Origin of the sequence: Psychrobacter sp. ER1 (assembly GCF_048631835.1) — a bacterium.
Classification (GTDB): domain Bacteria; phylum Pseudomonadota; class Gammaproteobacteria; order Pseudomonadales; family Moraxellaceae; genus Psychrobacter.
This window is the reverse complement of the sequence record NZ_CP184640.1, coordinates 2,881,780-2,900,876: the sequence shown is the minus strand read 5'-3', so window position 1 is coordinate 2,900,876 and position 19,097 is coordinate 2,881,780. Positions and strand designations below refer to the sequence as shown.

Below are 19,097 nucleotides of genomic sequence, written 5' to 3'. Positions count from 1 at the left end.
GCCATAATCTGTTAAGGAATTAGTAAATGAAAGCACTCATACAACGGGTGAAGCAGGCTAGTGTGGTCGTCGACCAGCAGTGTATCGGTGAAATTGAGCATGGGGTATTGGCATATATTGGCTTGGGGCATGAAGACGATTTTGCCGCTGCCCAGCGTATGATTGACAAAATACTGACCTATCGCATTTTTGAAAATGACGAAGATCCTGCCAAATTTGGTAAACTGGATAAAAACGTTCAGCAGGTCGGTGGTGGGCTATTATTAGTTTCACAATTCACCTTGATGGCAAAAACAGACAAAGGTCGCCGTCCAGACTTTGGTGGTGCGATGGCACCTGCTGCGGCACAAGCATTATTTGAAAAACTGGTCGACTATGCCAAAACTAAGCACCCGAACGTGGCAACTGGTCAGTTTGGTGCTGATATGCAAGTGTCGAGCGTCAATGATGGGCCGCTCAATTTTTTACTAGAAATCTGATTTTAGAGTGTCATCAAGCTGTCATAATTAATCCGTTTAATAGGTAGAGACTGGTGAGTATATATCGCCTTTTACATGCTAGATTTTGTCCGCTAACACCGAGAATGTCCTATGTATAATGAGCAAATTTTGATTGTTGAAGATGAACCTGCGATTCGTGAAATGGTTGTCATGACGCTAGAGATGGCTGGGTTTGATAGCTTGCAAGCGGCAGATGTGTCAGAGGCGCATCAGCAAGTGGTCGATCATAGACCGTCACTGATACTGTTAGATTGGATGTTGCCTGGTGACAAGAGCGGTGTGGATTTTTGTCGTATGCTCAAAAACGATGAGCTACTCTCTGAAATACCAGTCATTATGCTAACGGCAAAAAGTGAAGAAGACAGTAAGGTGCATGGTCTTGATGCAGGGGCAGATGACTACATGACCAAGCCTTTTTCGACTCGTGAACTGATTTCTAGAATCAAAGCCGTACTACGACGCAGTAGCGCGATGAGCAGTGATAAACCTATCGAAATTGGACAGTTAAGTCTAGATACTAAGAGTCAGCGCGTGACAGCTGCTGGTAAAATCGTTGATGTTGGGCCCACAGAGTATCGCCTATTGGCATTTTTTATGAGCCACCCTGAGCGCGCCTATACACGAACGCAGCTACTCGATCAGGTATGGGGCGGCAATGTATATATCGAAGACCGAACCATCGATGTGCATATCAAACGTCTACGTAAATTACTGCGACCTTATGACTGTGATACATTGATACAGACGGTACGTGGAACAGGCTACCGATTTTCTAGCCTGATTGAGCCAAGTTAATCTTGTACAAATAATGCCGCAGCAATATAAAGGCCGCGGATAGTGGTAAGGATAAGAAATGGACAAGATAGCGCCAGCACAAAGTGAGCAATCAGCTTTACTAGAGCAAATATCTACTCAAAACACAGCGGAGCAACTCAAAAAAATCGGCAGTGCACTACGAGCCTTGCGCGATGCAGTGATTTTGCTCAACAACAATGATGGCCTAGAGTGGTGGAATCAGGCGGCACAAGACTTATTGCTGCTACAGCCAGAGGATAAAGGTCAAAATATTTTTGACTTTATCACTGTACCTGAGTTCCGCCAGTATTATGAAGGTACAACGATACCTAACGATGGCGTACATATAGAATCATGGCGAGATCCTAGTCGCTACTTGAAGTGTGAACTGACGCCTTTCGGTGATGAAAAACTGCTGTTTGTATATGATGTGACCCGCCTGCGGCACTTAGAGCAAATGCGTCAGGATTTTGTAGCAAATGTCTCGCATGAGCTTAGGACACCATTAACAGTAATGATGGGCTATTTGGAAAACTTCTCCGATCAACCAGATATGCCGCCGCAATGGCGTCGCGGTTTTGAGCTGATGACCCAGCAAACTGCCCGTATGAACAGAATCGTGAACGACTTACTGCTACTGTCTAAGATTGAAATTGAAGAGTCACACGAGCTGCATTACATAGATATGACTAAGTTACTGACCAATATCTACGACGATGCACAGGCCTACAACCAAGCATATAAACATATCATTCATTTGCATATAGATACGTACGATGGGCTGTATGGGTCAGAGATGTACTTGAATAGTGCGCTATCCAATCTGGTAATCAATGCAATCAAATATACGCCGAAGGGTGGCAATATCACTATCAGCTGGACAAGGACGTCTGATGGCTGCCGTTTCGCGGTCGAAGATGATGGGATCGGTATTGCGTCAGAGCATATCGCCCGTTTGACAGAGCGTTTCTATCGTATCGACAAAGGTCGTAGCCGTGCAACAGGTGGTACAGGGTTGGGATTAGCGATTGTAAAACACGTATTGCACCAGCACGAAGCGCAGTTGCAAATCGATTCAGTAGAAGGGGAAGGGTCGACATTTAGTGTGGTATTCCCCTCAAACTACGTCAGATCCGTCACAGCCAATTAATATGATTTCTGGTCTGTATTAGCGTGCGTTTCTCGGCTTAAGTTTTTTAACTAATATCAGCTCAGTGCTATTTCAAATTAGGTTAACGACATACTTTTCTGTATCCGTTAATCCTTTTGCAAAAGCGGATAAGGGTTGACCGCACTGCCATTAATATAGATACCATAGTGTACATGTGTCGGTGTTCCTTTTGCATTACCGCTATCACCCACATAACCTATCACGTCGCCCTGATTGACCCAATCATTGGGAGAGATGTCAGCATAGTCTTCTAGATGAGCGTAGTAATGTCCTGCGCCACCAGGCCCTACCACCACAACCACGCGTCCACCCAATGTGTTCTCACCAACCTTGCTTACTACGCCTTGCGTGGTCGACTGTACGGAGTATTGCGCGGCGCAAAGATGTCGATGCCTTCGTGGGAGCGGCCTTGACTACGTGCTGCACCCCAAGTGTCTGTCAGGTTTCGTTCTGGTAGTGGACTGGGTAAGCTGTTTTCGGTCGGCAGTTCTTGTTGCAATAGACTCAGTTGCTGCCATTTGGCAACCACAAATGACTGCGTTTGTTGGCTAATACTAGGTAGTAGTTTATCGAAGACAAATAACAGTGCTAGCAATACAGTAGCCTTAATCAATAGGCTTATTAAACGACTGAAAAAAGAAGGTCTGGGAGGCTGGTTGTTTCCATCTGCTAGCATTGATGTCTCATATATATTTGATGTCATTTGAAAATTTATTATAAAAGCTTCGTCTGATAACGTATGTATCGCATTGTTATCTATCGTTTTTACCCCCATAGTTATTCTTATGGTTAAGGATATAGACAGCAAATACAGTTTTATCTACTTAACATTTCTGCTGAGCATAGACAGTTGCTACTGATGGTTAATACTTTATGAATGATGCTTTTAAGCCTACTGATATTTCTGCCACGCGCGAAACAGCGCTGGTTATCGATACCGAAACAGATCAGGGCAGTGACCCCAGACCTATCCAAGTTGCTACTATCAATGTAGCAACTGGTTTTGAGTGGATGAAATACTTTAACAGTGGTCGATCTATTTCACCCATTGTCATAAAAGTGCATGGTATTACCGATGATGATGTGGCTGGACTTGAGCGCTTTGAGTTGGAGCAGTTTGAATTACCAGAGTACTTGATTGGTCATAACGTACGTTTTGATTGGCGAGTGATTGGCAGTCCTTCTGCTAAGCTGATTTGTACGGTGAGACTTGCGCGGGCAGCCTTTCCAGAATGGCGTGCTTACGGTCAGTCTAAGTGTATCGAGCAGCTATTGGGCAAAGGTGAGGCGAGTGCAATGACGATTGCCGCTCATGATGCGCTTGGCGATGCTCGGATGTGTTATCTGCTGTATCAAGCATGCTGCGAGCGTCTAGAGATTGCGCCGACAGATTTTGCAGCGGCACATGCTATCTCTAATAAGGCGACTCCTGTGAGCAAAATGCCGTTTGGTAAGCATAAAGGCAAACCTATCAAAGACGTGCCCATCAGCTATGTTAAATGGATGATAGGCAATATTCATAATATGCAGCCGTCCCTGTATTCGGCACTGACTAAACGCTTAAAACTGGAAGAAGCCGAAAATGCAAAAAAGTAACCTGAATTATCGTGGGTCTACCATGTAGGGTGCAACATGCTGCTAAGCTTATGGTTGGTCGTGCAACCATGTCACTGCCATCTGCCATAGCTGCGGCGCTTTGATATTGGTCTTACTGCTAAAATAGCGCATATGACCGATATGATTTAGTCCAAAATCCTCAGGGTCCAAGAAACGCTTTTCGACAGGCATTTTTGTAAATACCCTTATCATATCGTCCATGTTTTCACTGTTGGCGATATCATCATCGCTAAAGCCAAGCCATAGTGCTGGCATGCTGAGCTCATCATAGAAATGCGTATGTATGCTTTTGCCAAATGCGGTTTTGATATAGCCCGCCCCATTGCACCATTCACGCCATTGACGAGCCACGCCGCGTGGCAGTGGCTCACCCATACCGATTTTATCTGACGGCGTATAGCCCAGTGTTAAATTAGTGAACGGAATAAATGCATCCATAAAACCCATGGCTTTGAGCTTATATGGCATGCCCATATTTTTGATACGCCCTGACGAGCAAGCGACATTGAACACTGAGCCAATCGCCTGATAATTGGGCATCAAGCCAATGAGCTGACCACCTGCGCTATGACCGATAAGATGATAAGTCGCATCAGGAAACTCATCTTGTAAGGCATCAAGTACAGCTGGCATGTCGTGGCGACCCCAACTGATTAAGGAAGCGCTACATTTTGCCAGTTCGGTCGATAGTGACTCACCGATTCCTTCATTATCAAAGGTCAGCACTCCAAAGCCGCTTTCTGCTAGGTAGGTCGCAAAATTATGATAAAAGTGACGCTTAATACCTGTGGCAGGTGCCATCATGACGGCTTTTTTGTTGCATCTTTAGGGCGATAGACCGTGGCTGCCAATGCTTGGTTGCGATCGGTCATGATGCTTAATGAGTAAGTATCAATATTGCTCGCGTCATTCGTATTGCTTTTACTAGTGAGATTGCTATTAACCACAGAGCTTGATAGCTCGGCAGTAGGAGAGGTGTTGTGATTATCCATGGGTATACCTTAGTATTTTTATTAGTAGATAATGAATATCGAACTATGATGAACAATAAATGCGCATCTTGAAAGTGTAGTCGTTGCGTAGTGATAAATCGTTGTGACTATGTGGTAGCATTGCTTATGTTAAGATAAATGCTGGCAAGACAGTTGCTCAAATATGACTTACAAGTTTTGTATAGCTTGGCTGAGTTTGTCTTATGAATCATGTGCATGACAATATAAATGATAGGTGTCGGTATGCAGCCTTCACTAATAACAAGCACTCAATAAAAACTGACAGGTAATTAAGGAAGCTATATGCAAATGAAAATCAACGATGATACTTATGACGTAATCACGAGTAAAGACATTACCAATATTGAAAAAGCAGTCGACAAGTCTGCTCTATCAATGCCGCTCGTGGCTGTGTACTGCGGTTCACGCTTGGGCAATGGTGACGTGTATGAACAGGCGGCGCGCGAGCTTGGTAGCGCATTAGCAAACAATGGCATGGGGCTAGTATATGGTGGTGCTAGTATCGGTCTGATGGGCGCAGTTGCGGATGAAGTAATTAATGGCGGCGCGCAAGCAGTGGGCGTGATTCCAACCTTTATGCTCAAGCACGAAATCGCTCATGAGCAGCTGACTCGCTTGCATTTGACTGACACTATGCACACGCGTAAGACCGTTATGGCCGAGTATGCCGATGCCTTTATCACGCTACCGGGCGGGTTAGGAACGTTAGAAGAAATTATGGAAATCGCTACGTGGCGTCAATTGTACCAGCACGAAAAACCAATGATTATTCTAAATATCAATGGTTTTTATGACCGTATGATTGAGCATTTGAAATATACCACTGAGCAAGGCTTTATGAAGCAGGAAGATTTAGACCGTCTAGTGGTGTGCAATACCATCAGCGAAGCGATCGATATGCTACAAACAGTAGTGACCATAGATGATTCTGTGGATACGGAGAAAATGGCTGGTAGTAATAGTTAAGCCGTATCGCTATTCATACACAGCAAATGCTTAAATATTAAAAGCTATTGCAAAAAGGAGCAGATAACCAAATCTCGGTTATCTGCTCCTTTATTATATGTATTAACAACCTATCAGCGAATCATGTCTATTAGGCATCAGCAGGCGTGAGATCGTCCAATGCTACTTCACGAATAATATGATTGACATGAGCCATAGCTATTGGGAATCCACGCTGTTCAGCGAGCTCACGTGCAACCTCATCGACAGCGAGACTATCGTTATGGACAAGGTACGACCACTCATGATCATAGCGACTACGATTCAGAGGTGTATCGTTCTCTATCAAGCCTAGATCTGTCAGCTCATTAACGATTTGATCAGCGGCAATCAAAGTCGAAGATGCTTTGACGTTTTCTGCACGGGCATAGCGTATATTAGAGTATAAACTCACATCAGCTACTCGCAGCGTATCATCTTGTCCAGGAATCTGCTGCCCACCGTATAGCGCGTTACCAACAGTACGTGCGCTGTTAAATGTCGGTACAAACTCCGCCACATACTCAATCGCTTGCTGACTACGTGCCTGTAGGGGCGCTTTATCCCAACCATCTTCAATATAGTGCACATATTGCTGTGGCAGTTTGGGCTGCGCACTGTCTTCACTTGATGCGACAAGACCATCATCAAACAAGGTAATGGCTTTACTCATACCGTGGATCTGAAAATATCCGCCAGGGTAGGGGGTAAGCTGCGCCATGCCTTCTGGCGTTCCTCGTTGACCATAAACGATAATCTCTGGTATCTGTCCACCAGCATCACCCCAATGGGTCACATAAGACGATTTGAACTCGACCATACGTGTGACTTCGACACCGACCATATCGTCAATAACACCTGTACGGAATCCGCAAGCATTGACTAGATAATCAACTTCGATAGACTCAGGCTGAGAGGCGTGCTCTTGACTATGGATTTGTTGATAGTCGATACGCCATTTGGTGACATGATGGTCAGCGTTGGTACAGTTCTCACAATCTACCGGCACGACTTTTTGCACAGCGGTTTCGGTAAATACATGCGCATTGTCGTACTCTTCAAGTGCAAGCTTGGCAGAAGCGGCTAAACGAAAAATGTTCCAACCGTATTCTTGAACAACAATTAACGGAAATTTAACCTTGTTCAAATCTAAATATCTAGCGACTGGAATCATCCATTCATCAACTGTACTTGGTACAGCGACTTGCTCACGTTCAGACAGCTCAATCAATTGCTCATGGCTATAAAGTTGATAGTAATCTTTAGGCTCACCCAATACTTTATTATTAACATCTTGCTCGATCAGTTCTTGATAAGCATCGGTCAAAATATCCAAACGCGGTAGTAAGTCTTCAGGCAGTCCTTCGTCACGTGTCGGTACGGCAAACACTGTAGGACGAACGTCAATAGTGTGCGGATACAAACGCAAAATATCGATACATTGCTTAAGCAGCGCTACGCAATCTTCGTCCGGTATTTCACGGTACAAGTTACCACCTGCATGCAAATGACACATAGGTGGTCCATCAATGAGAGATTTTTTCTTCTCGAATAAGTAGGTCTCTAATCCTAACGCAGCAAGTCGAATCGCAATCGTCGATCCCGCAGTACCGCCGCCCAAAATGCCAACACGCTTTTTAGGTTGAGTGTTTTGTGCCCCATAAGATAACACCCCAGAATGAGCGTCACGATTAAAGGATTGAGCGTATTTTTTATCAAAAGACTGAGTCATTGTCGTCGTTGTATCCTTAATAGCATCTGTATTAGGCCGTGCTCGGTATATGTATCAAATGTTCTATATTTCTTGATATGCGTGCGAAGGTAATTAAGTTCAACACACAAATCTGAACTTCAATAGTCATCTTTCCTATTGTTTAGCCATTCTTCATCTCTATAGGTTTATTTTACGAAGAACTACAGACAATATGATGGGAAATACGTAAGAAGATGCATGATTTTTGTCAACGAGTCGCTATATGTGTGAAGTTTTTCAGACAAACGAGCCTTTCTAAAAATAGAGTAAACGAGAGAAGTGGCAAACTTGTGGAATCGGAAATAAGCTCGTTTTATTGTTTTGTAAAATTCGACCACTTTTGTAAGTGTGTATATTGGTAGCCAAGATAACTTAAAATCGTATGTTGTATTCATTTTGCTTAGCAAGAAGTGTCGGTTCTGTTTTGAGAACTGTTCAAAATTCCAAATGTTAAAATTAACAAAAGGGACAGTCGATAAAGTAAACGACAACAAGCTCATCGCTATAAAAAATACGACTAAAATTACAAGGAAGTTATGATGAAAAATATGATGATGCTATCGGTACTAACAGGTGTATTGACACTAACTGGCTGTACTACCTTAAAAAACGTAGTCGGTAACGATATGTCAGGTACGCATGAAGTACAGGCAACGAGCAATAATACAGCACCAGTCACTAGCAAGAATGGGGTGCTGGTAGATGCTACAAATCATATGACGTTATATACGTTTGATAAAGACTCTATGAACTTGGCAGATTGCGGTGCAGCTTGCCAAGTTGTGTGGCCAATTTTCAAAGCGCCTAGCGATGCTAAAGCCTCAGGTCAGTTCGCTGCATTTAAGCGTGAAGATGGCAAATATCAGTGGGCAATGAACGGTAAGCCTTTATACTTCTATGCTAATGACACAAAAGTTGGTGACAAAGACGGTGATGATAAACTTGGCGTTTGGCACGTTATCCCAAGTAAATAGCAGGCGTTAGATATAAACTAACTCGGAAACGTTAAGACAAAAAAGCAGCCCATATCGTAGGGCTGCTTTTCTCGTTTTTGTCGAAAGCTATTAGAGAGCTATAAACTTACTGTTATTTCTTTTCTACTAGCTCACCGTCGATTTGGATAGGGACGTTGGTCGTAATACCGCTAGCATAAGCGGTCATACCATAAGCGGCACGATCGATCGTACCAGTAGCACGGAAACCAGCAACGGGCTCTTTAGTCAGTGGGCTGTTATCGATTTTATTTAATGTAACATCCAATGTCAGTGGCTTGGTCTGACCGAGTAAGGTAAAGTCACCGGTTACTTTAGCTTGCTGTGGGTTGATAAATTTAACTTGGGTCGATTTAAAAGTCATGGTTGGGTACTTTTCGACATTGAAAAATTCATCAGTTTTTAGATGTTTATCACGAGCATCCCAATTGGTATCGATGCTGTCGGTGGCTATAGTAAATTCCATGCTGGTTTGGTTTGGTGCTTTCATATCATAATTCACCACGCCCTCAACATCACTAAAATGACCCATTGTGGTTGAGAATCCCATATGGCTCACAGAAAATCCGACGCGAGTATGTGAATCATCTAACTCCCACTGAGTTGGTAGTGCCGCACTTGCCATAGTAGTGATAGCAAGTGCTGAGCTGATGAATAGCGCTTTAGCAGTGGTCTTCATTGTCATGTTTATCATTGAATAGTCCTTATTGAGTATTGGTTTTCCATGCTTGATTATAAATCTATGTTTGTCTATAAATAAGTAAAGCGATACTTCCTGTAAAACTGATCAATATCGCGTAGCTGTACCGTTTAATATACTAAATATAAATGATTCATACGCAGTATATTTGTTTAGGTTAACTACAGTAATTTATACCATAGATTAATTTTACTAACCAAATTATTGTACTGAATTACATCGCTTATCTCAATACCATTACTTTATCATTGACAACTTATCACATATCTCTATCACAACTGCTCCTTGCGTCTTACGTCAAAAACCGTTAAAATCGCGGTTTAATTTTCCCGCTGGGGAAAGGCTAAGCGAACAGAAGGGTGGTGTTGGGTGCTGGAATAAGCCAGTGACGCAGTTGCCATACTTGTAATGTCCTTAGTGCCTCAGTTACGTATGTCATTATTTGTTTGATACATCATCGATGGTGTTGTATTTAGACGTTGTACATACATCGGACCTAGAGAGTATATTATGCGTAAAGATATCCATCCTAATTACCAAGAAGTTTTGTTCCACGACACTAACGCTGACGTGTTCTTTTTGACTCGCTCAACTGCTAAGACTAAAGCGACTCGTGAATACGAAGGTAAAGAATACCCATACTACCCACTTGATATCTCAAGTGCGTCGCATCCATTCTATACTGGTGAGCAACGTAAAACTTCTACTGAAGGTCGTGTTGCAAGCTTCAACAAACGCTTTGGCGCATTTGGTGGCCGTAGCAAGAAAGCTGCAGACGCTGCTGAATAATTTGCACTTATGGTGTAAATATATTTCGTTAAGCAATAAAAAACCGCTGATTATTCAGCGGTTTTTTATTGTGTTTTATTTTTTATGATCTAAAAATAAAGCTAACAGGCTATTTAGCGCTCAAACTCAGTAGTAGATAAGTCCAATATCTGAATAGAATCTAGTAACTGAATAATGGTTTCTACGATTTGCTGTGCCCAATAGCCGTACATCAGACTGCTAGGATGAAATCCATCACTGGCAAACATCACATTGATATCGATAGCCGAGCCATTTGCATGCTCTTCTAACATCCGTGTAAAGTCGGTTGCCATATAGGTGACACCAGCATGAGCCGCACAAACCTGCTGTAATATCTCATCCAGTACCGACGCTTTTGCACCTACAAAGTTATTGAGCGGGGCAGGGATTGCAGGCATTTGCGCCATCGGCGGCAAACTTAAAAAACCAATTCTCGTACGCCAAATTTGCGCTGTGCAATATTGATAATGTCTTCAATTTGCTGTTGCCATTTATGCACAGAGACATTGGACGTCGTGTCATTGACCCCTACGCTCAGTAACATCACATCGATAGGCTGCTCAGGAGCAGGTAAGACATATAACCTGCGTAGAATATCAAAGCTGGTATGACCTGTTGTCGCTTGCAATGACCAATTGAGTCGAGCAAAGTTTGCTTGGATAGTTTCGTTTTGTTCCAGTATCGGGATAAGCTTACCGACCAACGCTTCTTGTTGCGTTTGGCTACCCACACCTGCTGCTGCCGAATCACCGACGACCATGAGGTTAAATGTCTTAGCGTCTCGCGTTGATACTTCATCATTCGCTTGAGGCAGCTCAATTACGCCGTGCCTTTCGCCATGTGGTTCAGGCAAGCGGACTGTATCACGCTTGATTTTGCGACCTTGATAGAGGTAGACAGGGGCAAGTAAGACGTCCTTTGCGACCGATGTCAGCTTAATAGTATCTACCATCCTGCACGTTCCCTAATAGTCGTGAGACTATCTTCAATTAACAATTGACCATCGACGTAGACATCACGTAATAGATTGTCAGTTGGGTCAATCATCTCATTTTCTTTTATGGTTGTTAGCTGGCCACTGTCGTCTTTTACCAGTGCCAATTGCCCTTTTTCGAGCGTTTTGAGCGGCTGGTGACGGGATCTTTATAAATATCCTTCCATGCACCATCGATACAGATAGCGCTAGATTTCATCGCCCAACTCATGGTGTCGCGGTTGACTTGCTGCAATAGACCACCGCCCATACCAAACGTCACGTTTTCTATGCTAAAGCCTGCTTTGATTACTACATCAATAATTTTGCTTAAGCTTTGCGAGCTGATGCCATCACCTTGGATGATGCGTACGTAGTCAGGTAGCACTTTATAGCCTTTACTGTTTACAGTCGTGCCGAACTTCACTGCCAAGCGCTCCAACGCTTCACGGACGACTTTGGCAGGTTCGCCGCTGTCTGGACGAATGACCAAGGTGCCGCCCATATTTTTGACTTCGTCTTTTAAGACGTCGCCCCAGATATTGTCGATGGCATTCCATAAATCATAACTATCTGAGACGACCGAAAAGGCTTTGTCTTTACCGCCAAACTGCTCAATCATATTGTGAAAAGCAGCAGTCTCGCCATCACGTCCCCAAGCTGTCATCGTACTGTGCTCGGCTGCTGGGATAGAGAATGCAGGCATATCGTCGCCCATTTGATACCAGCGACTGGCAGCAATAAGCGCCGTCATCGAGTCCGTACCAGCAAAGTTGACCAAATGCGCTAAGCTACCAAGTGCAACTGTTTCTTGGCTCGATGCACCGCGCGCGCCAAAGTCATGCAAGCGAAAAGGCAGGGACTCTGTATTGTCCGCTGATTTTTCTAATGCTTGACGGATAATGTCTTTGCAATAGTGAGAGACACTAGCGACCGTGGACGGATACCAAATCGCACGCAATAACGCTGTTTCGATATAGCTGGGTAGCCAGTAAAACTCAGGATCGGTATTGATCACTTGGCAGACTACATTGGACACTGGTACGATACTGCCTTCGGGCACGGCTTGGATACGCAATGGCAAATAGCCGTCGTGTTTTTCAATTAAATGTTCCCAACCAGCACGATTAAAGGTTAGGCCATGCGCTTGAATAACCTTTTCGGCTTCATCGATATCTTGATGAGTAATAGGAGTGCTTAAATATTCTTTGATAAAGGCTTGTAAACCAAAGAACACCACATCGTAGTCGCCCTTGCGCGCCTCAATGTAGCTTGACAGATATTCACTACCGCTTGGGTATTGCACCCAATGTGAAGTCTTATAGCTGTCGCTATTTAAGATTAAGTTGTTTAGATTGCTGGTATACATCACAGAACTCCTCTGCTTTGAAATGCCGCAGCTGCTTTACTGAAAGAGCAGTGGCGGCGGTTGATTGCCGTCTATCGGCATTGGTATCAAATTATTAATACGATATTTAGTGATAGCTGTTTTGATAATAATTTGCTCAAGTAGCTATTAGAAAAATTTACTAAAAAGACTACTAAGGAAAGCTAATAGAAAAAACGATTAGCAGCGAACTATAAGCCAACCATTTTAGTAATAATCGCGTAGTGATCTTCAAACATCATTTTTGCATCAAGCTCTGCCAAGGGTAGCCAAAATGCCTTGGTCGCATCATCGCCGCCTTTTACTTTTGGCAGACCTTTTGGATCGTTTTTGAGTTGAAAATAAAACGCTTGAGTAATGGTGCGACCACGCGCTGAGCGATATGGGTCGTCAAAGGTATGTTGGCTATGGCAGGAGCCGCGCAGTACTGGCTCAGGCACCTTGAGGCGAGTTTCTTCACGTAGCTCACGGATACAAGCATCAAACAGCGTCTCCTTTGGATTTAAAAATCCACCCGGCAGCGCCCAGAGTCCACGACCTGGCATACTGCGTCGCTCAACCAGTAGAATGTGCCCCGACTGTACGATCAATGCATCGGCTGTCATAAAGGTCGGCGGGTACGGTGCTGATTCCCACTGTCTTTTATATTTATCGATGAAGTCTGCTTCTTCATGCAGTTGATGATAATCGTCAGTTTGTTTGAATGCATCGAGGACGTTGCGCGTAGACTCAGGCGTACGCTCAGGTGTTGGCGTAGCACCCATCAGATAGCTGTCACGAATCGGCGTGGCTGATAAGTTATGATAATTGGGCACTGACACAGAGTCCCAGTTGGGGAACAGTGACAGATAGTACGATGAGCTGTCTTTTGAATGACCAATCAAACCAATATCCGTCTGCAAGTCGCCAGTGACAGATTTTACACCTGCCTGCACATACTGTAGCCAGCGGGTGTCATTGTAGAGTGCGTCATCTAAGCCAACACAGTGAATGCGTTCGGCTTCTTCTTCAGAGTAGGCACCTTTAATCATTGCGGCACGCTCAGCGACGCTAAATGGATTGCGTAAGCTACGTGGCAAGTTGGCTGAGCCAATGAGCATAATTACTTCATCTGAGCGTTTTAGTGCCTCATCGATGACGGCTTTGTGGCCAGCATGAAACGGCTGAAAGCGACCGATAAAGACCAGATAACGATAGTGTTTACTGCCTTTTGATCTAGGTTTTGCTTATCTGACTGTTGCTTTGATAATTCACTCATAGACGCCAACTTCCTACGACTTATTTTTATTGATTAAAAATTAATGACGCTAATACTGACACAGCCCATGACTTTCTGACAAGTATAAAGATGTTTAGGGGTGTGTCATTATCGAAATCATCCAAACGAAATCTCTACTTTAACTGGCATACTTCTCTATCCATGCCGTCACCGTTGGCCAAATCTCTGTGGCAGCATTGCGACTGATCATGATGCGACTGTGCGTATAGTCATCTAAATCGCCGTTACTGAGCGAGTACTCTCGAAAGATATTAGTTGAATTATCAAAGCTATCAAAAAACAAACGACAGCCGCGAGTAGGGGAGATGAAGGTATCGCCTTTTGCGCTAATAGAATAAACAGGAATGGTAATCTGAGCCATATGATGTCGATAGTCGATAAAGTTATCGCCAATATTCTTTTGCTGATTAATGCTTTCGTTCATTTCGTCTATATTCGTCCTGCCCTTATCAAAATGAGCCTTTTTTAAAAAGCTACTTTTAAAGTTTTTACGCAAATTCCAATCGTACCACTGGGTCATCGTATAGTAGCTTTCGTTAAAAGGGCCTACCTTGAACTGCTTAGCGGGTATGAAGCCGACCAATCGAGTAACTATCTTGGCTGTAAGGATTTTTGCGTGGCTGGTCGAGTCTTGCGCCGCCCCAAAAGCTTGGCAGGCAAACATACTGATGCTATTAACCTTATCGATATAGCTTGGGTTTTGAACGAGAAACATGGTCAAACCAACACCGCCACCACTATGAGTGACGCAATGTAGATTATCGAGTTTTAATTCTTCAAAGAAATAGCGAAAAGTCGCTTCATAGTCGTAAGTGGCGACGGTCTCAAAGTTGAATTTTTCTTTCGGTAGGGAGCTATTACCATGCCCGCGCCATTCCATGATGTAGCAATGATGACCAAGCCCTGCAAAATATTCAGCGATTTTGAGGCAAGTTTGCTTGTCAGAAAACGTACCATGCGTCAAAAATATGTTTTGCAGTGTAATGTTAGGCAGGCTGTTTTCTGATGTATTGGCTATCGTATCTTCTTCTGAGTTATCAACTACTTTCCAAACGGCAATTTGCTCATCGTCCTTGGTATTTACTAGGTGCAACGTCCGTGTCATCATAAAATGATCCTATCCAAAAAATACGTAATTTTTATACAAATCGATATTTATACAAGCTGATATTTATACAAGGCGATTAAAAGCTACCTTGCACATAACGCTAATGAATAAAATAATTCAAATTATCAATACTACGTCAAAACCAGACGACTTGCTCGGACTAGATGTGAACGGTATGGCATATCGAAAATGCTGAGTGCGCTTGATAAATGGCACAGCTGTCTTTATATAGAGAATAACTTGGCAGCCTACACAATCATTCAGCGTGTTTATCTGTCATGGTTTACATATTGAGTTACTTTGCCACCTGTTAGCATCATTAAAAAAACCAATGACGACCATTTACAATAGCCGCGGTTCAATTCACAGTAGCGTGGTCGGAATTGATGTGTGATTCAGGTATAATGACTGCTATAGACGGGTTAAACTTTATACTCATGTCGACCAATGTCATACAATAATAAATACCAATCATTGCCAGTCTGCATGTCTTATATAAATCGTAAACATTTTAAAAATCCAAATTCACGACACAGTAGCCATAATAGATATAGCGTTTGTGTCATAACGCATAGGAAACATTATGAGTGAGCAAAACCAAGCTGATAACCAACTAGACCAAACTGCTGGCTATGAATCAGCCCTAGATACCGAGCAAGTCGAAGCGAAAAGTAACATCACTATCACTGAGTCAGCTCAAGGCTACTTGGCAGATTTGTTATCTAAGCAAGATACCGATGGTATCGGTGTGCGTATCTTCGTTGAGCATCCTGGTACGCCGCGTGCAGAGTGCTGCATGGCTTATAACCAGCCAGGTGAAGAAGATAGCGCTGACTTGCGTTTTACGTATGAAAACTTCTCTGCCTTTATTGAGGCGGCGTCAGTACCTTATCTAGAAGACGCGGTCATCGATTATAATAAAGACCGTTTTGGTGGTCAGCTGACTTTCCGCGCGCCAAACTCTAAAGTACCTAAAGTAGGCGCTGATGCCAGTGTCGAAGAGCGTATCAACTATGTATTGCAGTCAGAGATTAACCCTGGCTTCGGCAGCGCATGGCGGTGACGTACAGTTACTTGAGCTGATTGATGAAGAAGGCATTGGTTTAACCGCTGTATTGAAATTCGGCGGTGGTTGCCAAGGGTGTTCAGCGGTTGATATGACTTTACGCCAAGGCGTTGAAGTGCAGCTGAAACAGCAAATTCCAGAATTGACCCAAGTGGTTGACGAGACTGACCATACTCGTACAGAGAATGCTTACTACAAATAAAAATAAAAGTAGATAAAAGCCAAGTGGCTGCTATAAAGGTGGCCATATCTCTAGTATAGATATACCTATTTGGTTTGGTGCTTATGAATATTTGTCATGAAGAGATGAGTATTTTGCTATTCTTTTAATAAAAAAGCTGAGTTATGATGAACTCAGCTTTTTTTATTGCTATGATTTAGCAGACAGTTTTCTAAGGTGGTTTTCGAGCGATACGTCGTCAATAAATCATCTTTTATCAAAATAAAGGAATGTACTATGAGTGATGGATCAGCAGACCAGCAGACAGCCCAGCAACCAGAAACCCCTCAACGTCTTGAGACCTTAGCGATTCATGCCGGCTATAGTGTAGAGCCAACGACCAAAGCAGTCGCCGTGCCTATTTATCATACCAGTTCATATGCCTTTGATAATACTCAGCATGGTGCAGATCTGTTTGATTTAAAAGTCGCAGGCAACATCTATACTCGTATCATGAATCCGACCAACGCGGTGCTAGAAGAGCGTGTGGCTGCGTTAGAAGGCGGTATCGGTGCGCTTGCCGTAGCTTCTGGTATGGCTGCCATTACTTATGCGATTCAGACCATTTGCGAAGCAGGCGACAATATCGTCGCTGTATCAACGCTATATGGCGGTACTTATAATTTGTTTGCCCATGCATTGCCGCGTCAAGGTATCGAAGTGCGCTTCTTTGATCACAAAGACCCAGAAGCCATTCGTGACTTGATTGATGATAAAACTAAAATGGTTTTTGCCGAGAGTATCGGTAACCCGCTAGGTAATATCGTCGATATTCAAGCGCTCAGTGATGTCGCTCACGAATACGGTGTACCTGTCGTGATTGATAATACCGTGGCGACGCCTGCGATATGCCGTCCGTTTGAGTTCGGTGCAGATATCGTAGTTCACTCATTGACCAAATATATGAGCGGAACCGGTACTTCAATCGGTGGTGCAATTGTCGATAGTGGCAAGTTTGCTTGGGGTGATTATCCTGAGCGTTTCCCACTCTTGAATAAGCCAGATCATAGTTATCACGGTGTGAACTTCGTCAAAGACGTAGGCGCGCCAGCCTTTATTGCCCGTGCCCGCGTTGCGCCACTACGTAACACTGGCGCAGCACTTAGCCCGCTAAATGCATTTGGTATCTTGCAAGGTATGGAGACGCTAAGTCTGCGTATGGAGCGTCACGTGCAAAACGCACAAGCCGTTGCAGAATATCTGCGTGACCATAACAAAGTTGCGTGGGTGAAATACGCAGGTCTGTCTGACCATTCTGAGCACGAGCTTGCCAAAAAATACATGAAGGGCACGCCTTCTGCTATTTTGACCTTTGGGGTGAAAGGCGGTCTGGAAGCTGGGGCGCGCTTTATTGATGCGCTGCAACTGATTACTCGTCTGGTAAATATTGGTGATGCGAAGTCACTAGCATGCCATCCAGCGACGACCACGCATCGTCAGTTAAATGAGCAAGAGCTAGAAAATGCAGGCGTCAGTACGGACATGGTACGACTGTCGATTGGTATCGAACATATCGAAGACATCAAAGCCGATCTTGCCCAAGCATTAGCTTCTGCTTAATAACAAGCGCTTATTAAGTTGAGCAAACTGTTTGAACAAGTCTGAATGATATAAAAAAGCCCATATCGATTTGATATGGGCTTTTTGTTTTGCGTCCAACAGATGTGTTTAACAATTAAGAAGACAGTACACGCTGCGCGATATCTCGATAATCCTGCGAGGCAAGACGCGGTCCAAACTGCTGAATAACTTGTGCTGATATTTCGCTAGCAAGACGACCACATTCTGGCAGACTATACTGCTGCGATAGTGCATATAAGAAAGCACCAGCGTAGTTATCGCCTGCACCGTTGGTATCGATGACGTTGGCCACTGCTGGCGTTGCAACGTCATAGACTTCAACTTCTGCCTCGTCATTAGGCTGGTGGGCGATTACCGCACCATTGGCACCATCAGTGACGACGGCAATTTGGCAATATTCAAGCAGGGCACGCGCCGCTGCTTTGACTTGTTTTTTATCAGTGAATAGCTTGGCTTCTTCGCTATTACAGAATATCACTGCGACTTTGTTGCCGAGCATATTAAGCAAACCATCTTTGGCAAATTTTACTACCGCAGGGTCAGCAAAGCTCACTGCGATTTTTGCATTATGGATACCGGCTTGTTGACGTAATTGAGTCATCGCTGGTTGGATGCTCTCAGACATCGCCAGATAGCCTTCGATATATAGCCAATCTGCTTGCGTCAACGCGTCAAAATCAACATTGTCAGCGGCAATCTCACTTGAGGTGCCAAGATAGGTCTGCATGGTGCGTTCGCCATCTTCGGTGACGGCAACCACACATGAGCCGGTCACGCCGCCTGCATGGATAGATTTGTCTGAGGTCGCGACACCTGCTTCGTGCAAGTCTCTGAGGTAAAATGCCCCTTGATCATCATCACCAACGCGGCAAGCATAGAAAGGCTTACCGCCTAAGCTTGCAAAGGTAAACATGGTGTTTGCTGCTGATCCGCCGCCTGCTTGTTTTGATGGCTCAATCTCAGCCAGTTTAAAGTAAGCCAGTAGTTGCTGCTGCTCCTCAATACCAGCCAGAGTCATATTACCTTTGGTCAGCTCAGTCTCTTCTAGTGCCGCATCTGACAGCACATATTCGTGATCAACCAACGCATTGCCTATTGCCATTACATCGTACATTGATTATTTCTCCTCAATTTATTTATAAACAGTT

At 43.9% G+C, this 19,097-nt stretch carries 17 protein-coding genes and 3 pseudogenes; 9 read left to right on the top strand and 11 right to left on the bottom strand.

Annotation, left to right across the window (positions count from 1 at the left end; all coding sequences use genetic code 11):
- The first annotated feature begins 26 nt into the window (after positions 1-26).
- The 3 genes from dtd to phoR all read left to right on the top strand — a co-directional run bounded on the left by dtd (position 27) and on the right by phoR (position 2,445).
- Positions 27-479 (top strand): D-aminoacyl-tRNA deacylase, encoded by a 453-nt coding sequence (gene dtd / locus ACOBWA_RS13495; RefSeq protein WP_420229650.1) that lies wholly within the window; start codon positions 27-29, stop codon positions 477-479.
- Positions 480-590: 111 nt separating this feature from the next.
- A complete protein-coding gene (phoB, locus tag ACOBWA_RS13490) occupies positions 591-1,295 on the top strand; it encodes a phosphate regulon transcriptional regulator PhoB (RefSeq protein ID WP_057761786.1) in 705 nt (234 codons plus the stop codon).
- Between the two features lie 58 nt (positions 1,296-1,353).
- On the top strand, positions 1,354-2,445 hold the full coding sequence (gene phoR / locus ACOBWA_RS13485) for a phosphate regulon sensor histidine kinase PhoR (RefSeq protein WP_201569546.1): 1,092 nt from the start codon (positions 1,354-1,356) through the stop codon (positions 2,443-2,445).
- Positions 2,446-2,552: 107 nt separating this feature from the next.
- Here phoR and ACOBWA_RS13480 read toward each other — a convergent pair.
- Positions 2,553-3,142, bottom strand: a pseudogene (locus ACOBWA_RS13480) (M23 family metallopeptidase).
- 197 nt (positions 3,143-3,339) lie between these two features.
- On the opposite strand from ACOBWA_RS13480, the gene ACOBWA_RS13475 reads away from it, so the two are divergent.
- The gene (locus tag ACOBWA_RS13475) at positions 3,340-4,062 is read left to right on the top strand and encodes a putative quorum-sensing-regulated virulence factor (protein ID WP_057761782.1); all 723 of its coding nucleotides are present in this window, start codon (positions 3,340-3,342) and stop codon (positions 4,060-4,062) included.
- A gap of 48 nt (positions 4,063-4,110) precedes the next feature.
- Here the strand turns inward: ACOBWA_RS13475 and ACOBWA_RS13470 are convergent, their stop codons facing one another.
- Together ACOBWA_RS13470 and ACOBWA_RS13465 are read right to left on the bottom strand one after the other, a co-directional pair.
- Positions 4,111-4,887, bottom strand: a complete 777-nt coding sequence (locus ACOBWA_RS13470; RefSeq protein ID WP_420229649.1) for an alpha/beta fold hydrolase — start codon at positions 4,885-4,887, stop codon at positions 4,111-4,113.
- On the bottom strand, positions 4,884-5,075 hold the full coding sequence (locus tag ACOBWA_RS13465; protein WP_420229648.1) for a hypothetical protein: 192 nt from the start codon (positions 5,073-5,075) through the stop codon (positions 4,884-4,886). Before ACOBWA_RS13465 ends, ACOBWA_RS13470 begins: the two co-directional genes overlap by 4 nt.
- A gap of 303 nt (positions 5,076-5,378) precedes the next feature.
- Between ACOBWA_RS13465 and ACOBWA_RS13460 the strand changes: the two genes are divergently transcribed.
- A complete protein-coding gene (locus ACOBWA_RS13460; RefSeq protein ID WP_397477824.1) occupies positions 5,379-6,062 on the top strand; it encodes a TIGR00730 family Rossman fold protein in 684 nt (227 codons plus the stop codon).
- Between the two features lie 130 nt (positions 6,063-6,192).
- Here ACOBWA_RS13460 and ACOBWA_RS13455 read toward each other — a convergent pair whose 3' ends face one another.
- A complete protein-coding gene (locus tag ACOBWA_RS13455) occupies positions 6,193-7,812 on the bottom strand; it encodes an FAD-dependent oxidoreductase (RefSeq protein WP_420229647.1) in 1,620 nt (539 codons plus the stop codon).
- 557 nt (positions 7,813-8,369) lie between these two features.
- On the opposite strand from ACOBWA_RS13455, the gene ACOBWA_RS13450 reads away from it, so the two are divergent.
- Positions 8,370-8,807 (top strand): hypothetical protein, encoded by a 438-nt coding sequence (locus ACOBWA_RS13450; protein WP_420229646.1) that lies wholly within the window; start codon positions 8,370-8,372, stop codon positions 8,805-8,807.
- Positions 8,808-8,919: 112 nt separating this feature from the next.
- Here the strand turns inward: ACOBWA_RS13450 and ACOBWA_RS13445 are convergent, their stop codons facing one another.
- Entirely contained in the window at positions 8,920-9,519 is a 600-nt protein-coding gene (locus tag ACOBWA_RS13445; protein ID WP_165597900.1) for a YceI family protein, read from the bottom strand.
- A 516-nt stretch (positions 9,520-10,035) separates the two neighbouring features.
- Between ACOBWA_RS13445 and ACOBWA_RS13440 the strand changes: the two genes are divergently transcribed.
- Entirely contained in the window at positions 10,036-10,314 is a 279-nt protein-coding gene (locus ACOBWA_RS13440) for a type B 50S ribosomal protein L31 (protein WP_057761772.1), read from the top strand.
- A 113-nt stretch (positions 10,315-10,427) separates the two neighbouring features.
- Here ACOBWA_RS13440 and ACOBWA_RS13435 read toward each other — a convergent pair whose 3' ends face one another.
- From ACOBWA_RS13435 to ACOBWA_RS13415, 5 genes and pseudogenes are all read right to left on the bottom strand, one after another.
- On the bottom strand, positions 10,428-10,751 hold the full coding sequence (locus ACOBWA_RS13435) for a hypothetical protein (protein WP_420229645.1): 324 nt from the start codon (positions 10,749-10,751) through the stop codon (positions 10,428-10,430).
- A gap of 2 nt (positions 10,752-10,753) precedes the next feature.
- Positions 10,754-11,287, bottom strand: a complete 534-nt coding sequence (locus tag ACOBWA_RS13430; RefSeq protein WP_420229644.1) for a hypothetical protein — start codon at positions 11,285-11,287, stop codon at positions 10,754-10,756.
- Positions 11,281-12,677, bottom strand: a pseudogene (locus ACOBWA_RS13425) (nicotinate phosphoribosyltransferase). The gene ACOBWA_RS13430 and the pseudogene ACOBWA_RS13425 overlap by 7 nt, the downstream one beginning before the upstream one ends.
- A 209-nt stretch (positions 12,678-12,886) precedes the next feature.
- Positions 12,887-13,882: a bifunctional nicotinamide-nucleotide adenylyltransferase/Nudix hydroxylase gene (locus ACOBWA_RS13420; protein ID WP_420230781.1), complete on the bottom strand. Its 996-nt coding sequence runs from the start codon at positions 13,880-13,882 to the stop codon at positions 12,887-12,889.
- Between the two features lie 210 nt (positions 13,883-14,092).
- A complete protein-coding gene (locus ACOBWA_RS13415; protein WP_420229643.1) occupies positions 14,093-15,082 on the bottom strand; it encodes an alpha/beta fold hydrolase in 990 nt (329 codons plus the stop codon).
- Between the two features lie 583 nt (positions 15,083-15,665).
- Between ACOBWA_RS13415 and nfuA the strand changes: the two are divergent.
- A pseudogene (nfuA, locus tag ACOBWA_RS13410) lies at positions 15,666-16,350 on the top strand (Fe-S biogenesis protein NfuA).
- Positions 16,351-16,605: 255 nt separating this feature from the next.
- A complete protein-coding gene (locus ACOBWA_RS13405) occupies positions 16,606-17,928 on the top strand; it encodes an O-acetylhomoserine aminocarboxypropyltransferase/cysteine synthase family protein (protein WP_420229642.1) in 1,323 nt (440 codons plus the stop codon).
- A 115-nt stretch (positions 17,929-18,043) separates the two neighbouring features.
- On the opposite strand, the gene ACOBWA_RS13400 is transcribed toward ACOBWA_RS13405, so the two are convergent.
- Positions 18,044-19,063, bottom strand: a complete 1,020-nt coding sequence (locus ACOBWA_RS13400) for an adenosine kinase (RefSeq protein WP_420229641.1) — start codon at positions 19,061-19,063, stop codon at positions 18,044-18,046.
- Between the last annotated feature and the right edge of the window lie 34 nt (positions 19,064-19,097).

Coding starts and splice junctions, on each gene's coding strand:
- dtd (WP_420229650.1), top strand. CDS start 27: ATGAAAGCACTCATACAACGGGTGAAGCAGGCTAGTGTGGTCGTCGAC.
- phoB (WP_057761786.1), top strand. CDS start 591: ATGTATAATGAGCAAATTTTGATTGTTGAAGATGAACCTGCGATTCGT.
- phoR (WP_201569546.1), top strand. CDS start 1,354: ATGGACAAGATAGCGCCAGCACAAAGTGAGCAATCAGCTTTACTAGAG.
- ACOBWA_RS13475 (WP_057761782.1), top strand. CDS start 3,340: ATGAATGATGCTTTTAAGCCTACTGATATTTCTGCCACGCGCGAAACA.
- ACOBWA_RS13470 (WP_420229649.1), bottom strand. CDS start 4,887: ATGATGGCACCTGCCACAGGTATTAAGCGTCACTTTTATCATAATTTT.
- ACOBWA_RS13465 (WP_420229648.1), bottom strand. CDS start 5,075: ATGGATAATCACAACACCTCTCCTACTGCCGAGCTATCAAGCTCTGTG.
- ACOBWA_RS13460 (WP_397477824.1), top strand. CDS start 5,379: ATGCAAATGAAAATCAACGATGATACTTATGACGTAATCACGAGTAAA.
- ACOBWA_RS13455 (WP_420229647.1), bottom strand. CDS start 7,812: ATGACTCAGTCTTTTGATAAAAAATACGCTCAATCCTTTAATCGTGAC.
- ACOBWA_RS13450 (WP_420229646.1), top strand. CDS start 8,370: ATGATGAAAAATATGATGATGCTATCGGTACTAACAGGTGTATTGACA.
- ACOBWA_RS13445 (WP_165597900.1), bottom strand. CDS start 9,519: ATGATAAACATGACAATGAAGACCACTGCTAAAGCGCTATTCATCAGC.
- ACOBWA_RS13440 (WP_057761772.1), top strand. CDS start 10,036: ATGCGTAAAGATATCCATCCTAATTACCAAGAAGTTTTGTTCCACGAC.
- ACOBWA_RS13430 (WP_420229644.1), bottom strand. CDS start 11,287: ATGGTAGATACTATTAAGCTGACATCGGTCGCAAAGGACGTCTTACTT.
- ACOBWA_RS13415 (WP_420229643.1), bottom strand. CDS start 15,082: ATGATGACACGGACGTTGCACCTAGTAAATACCAAGGACGATGAGCAA.
- ACOBWA_RS13405 (WP_420229642.1), top strand. CDS start 16,606: ATGAGTGATGGATCAGCAGACCAGCAGACAGCCCAGCAACCAGAAACC.
- ACOBWA_RS13400 (WP_420229641.1), bottom strand. CDS start 19,063: ATGTACGATGTAATGGCAATAGGCAATGCGTTGGTTGATCACGAATAT.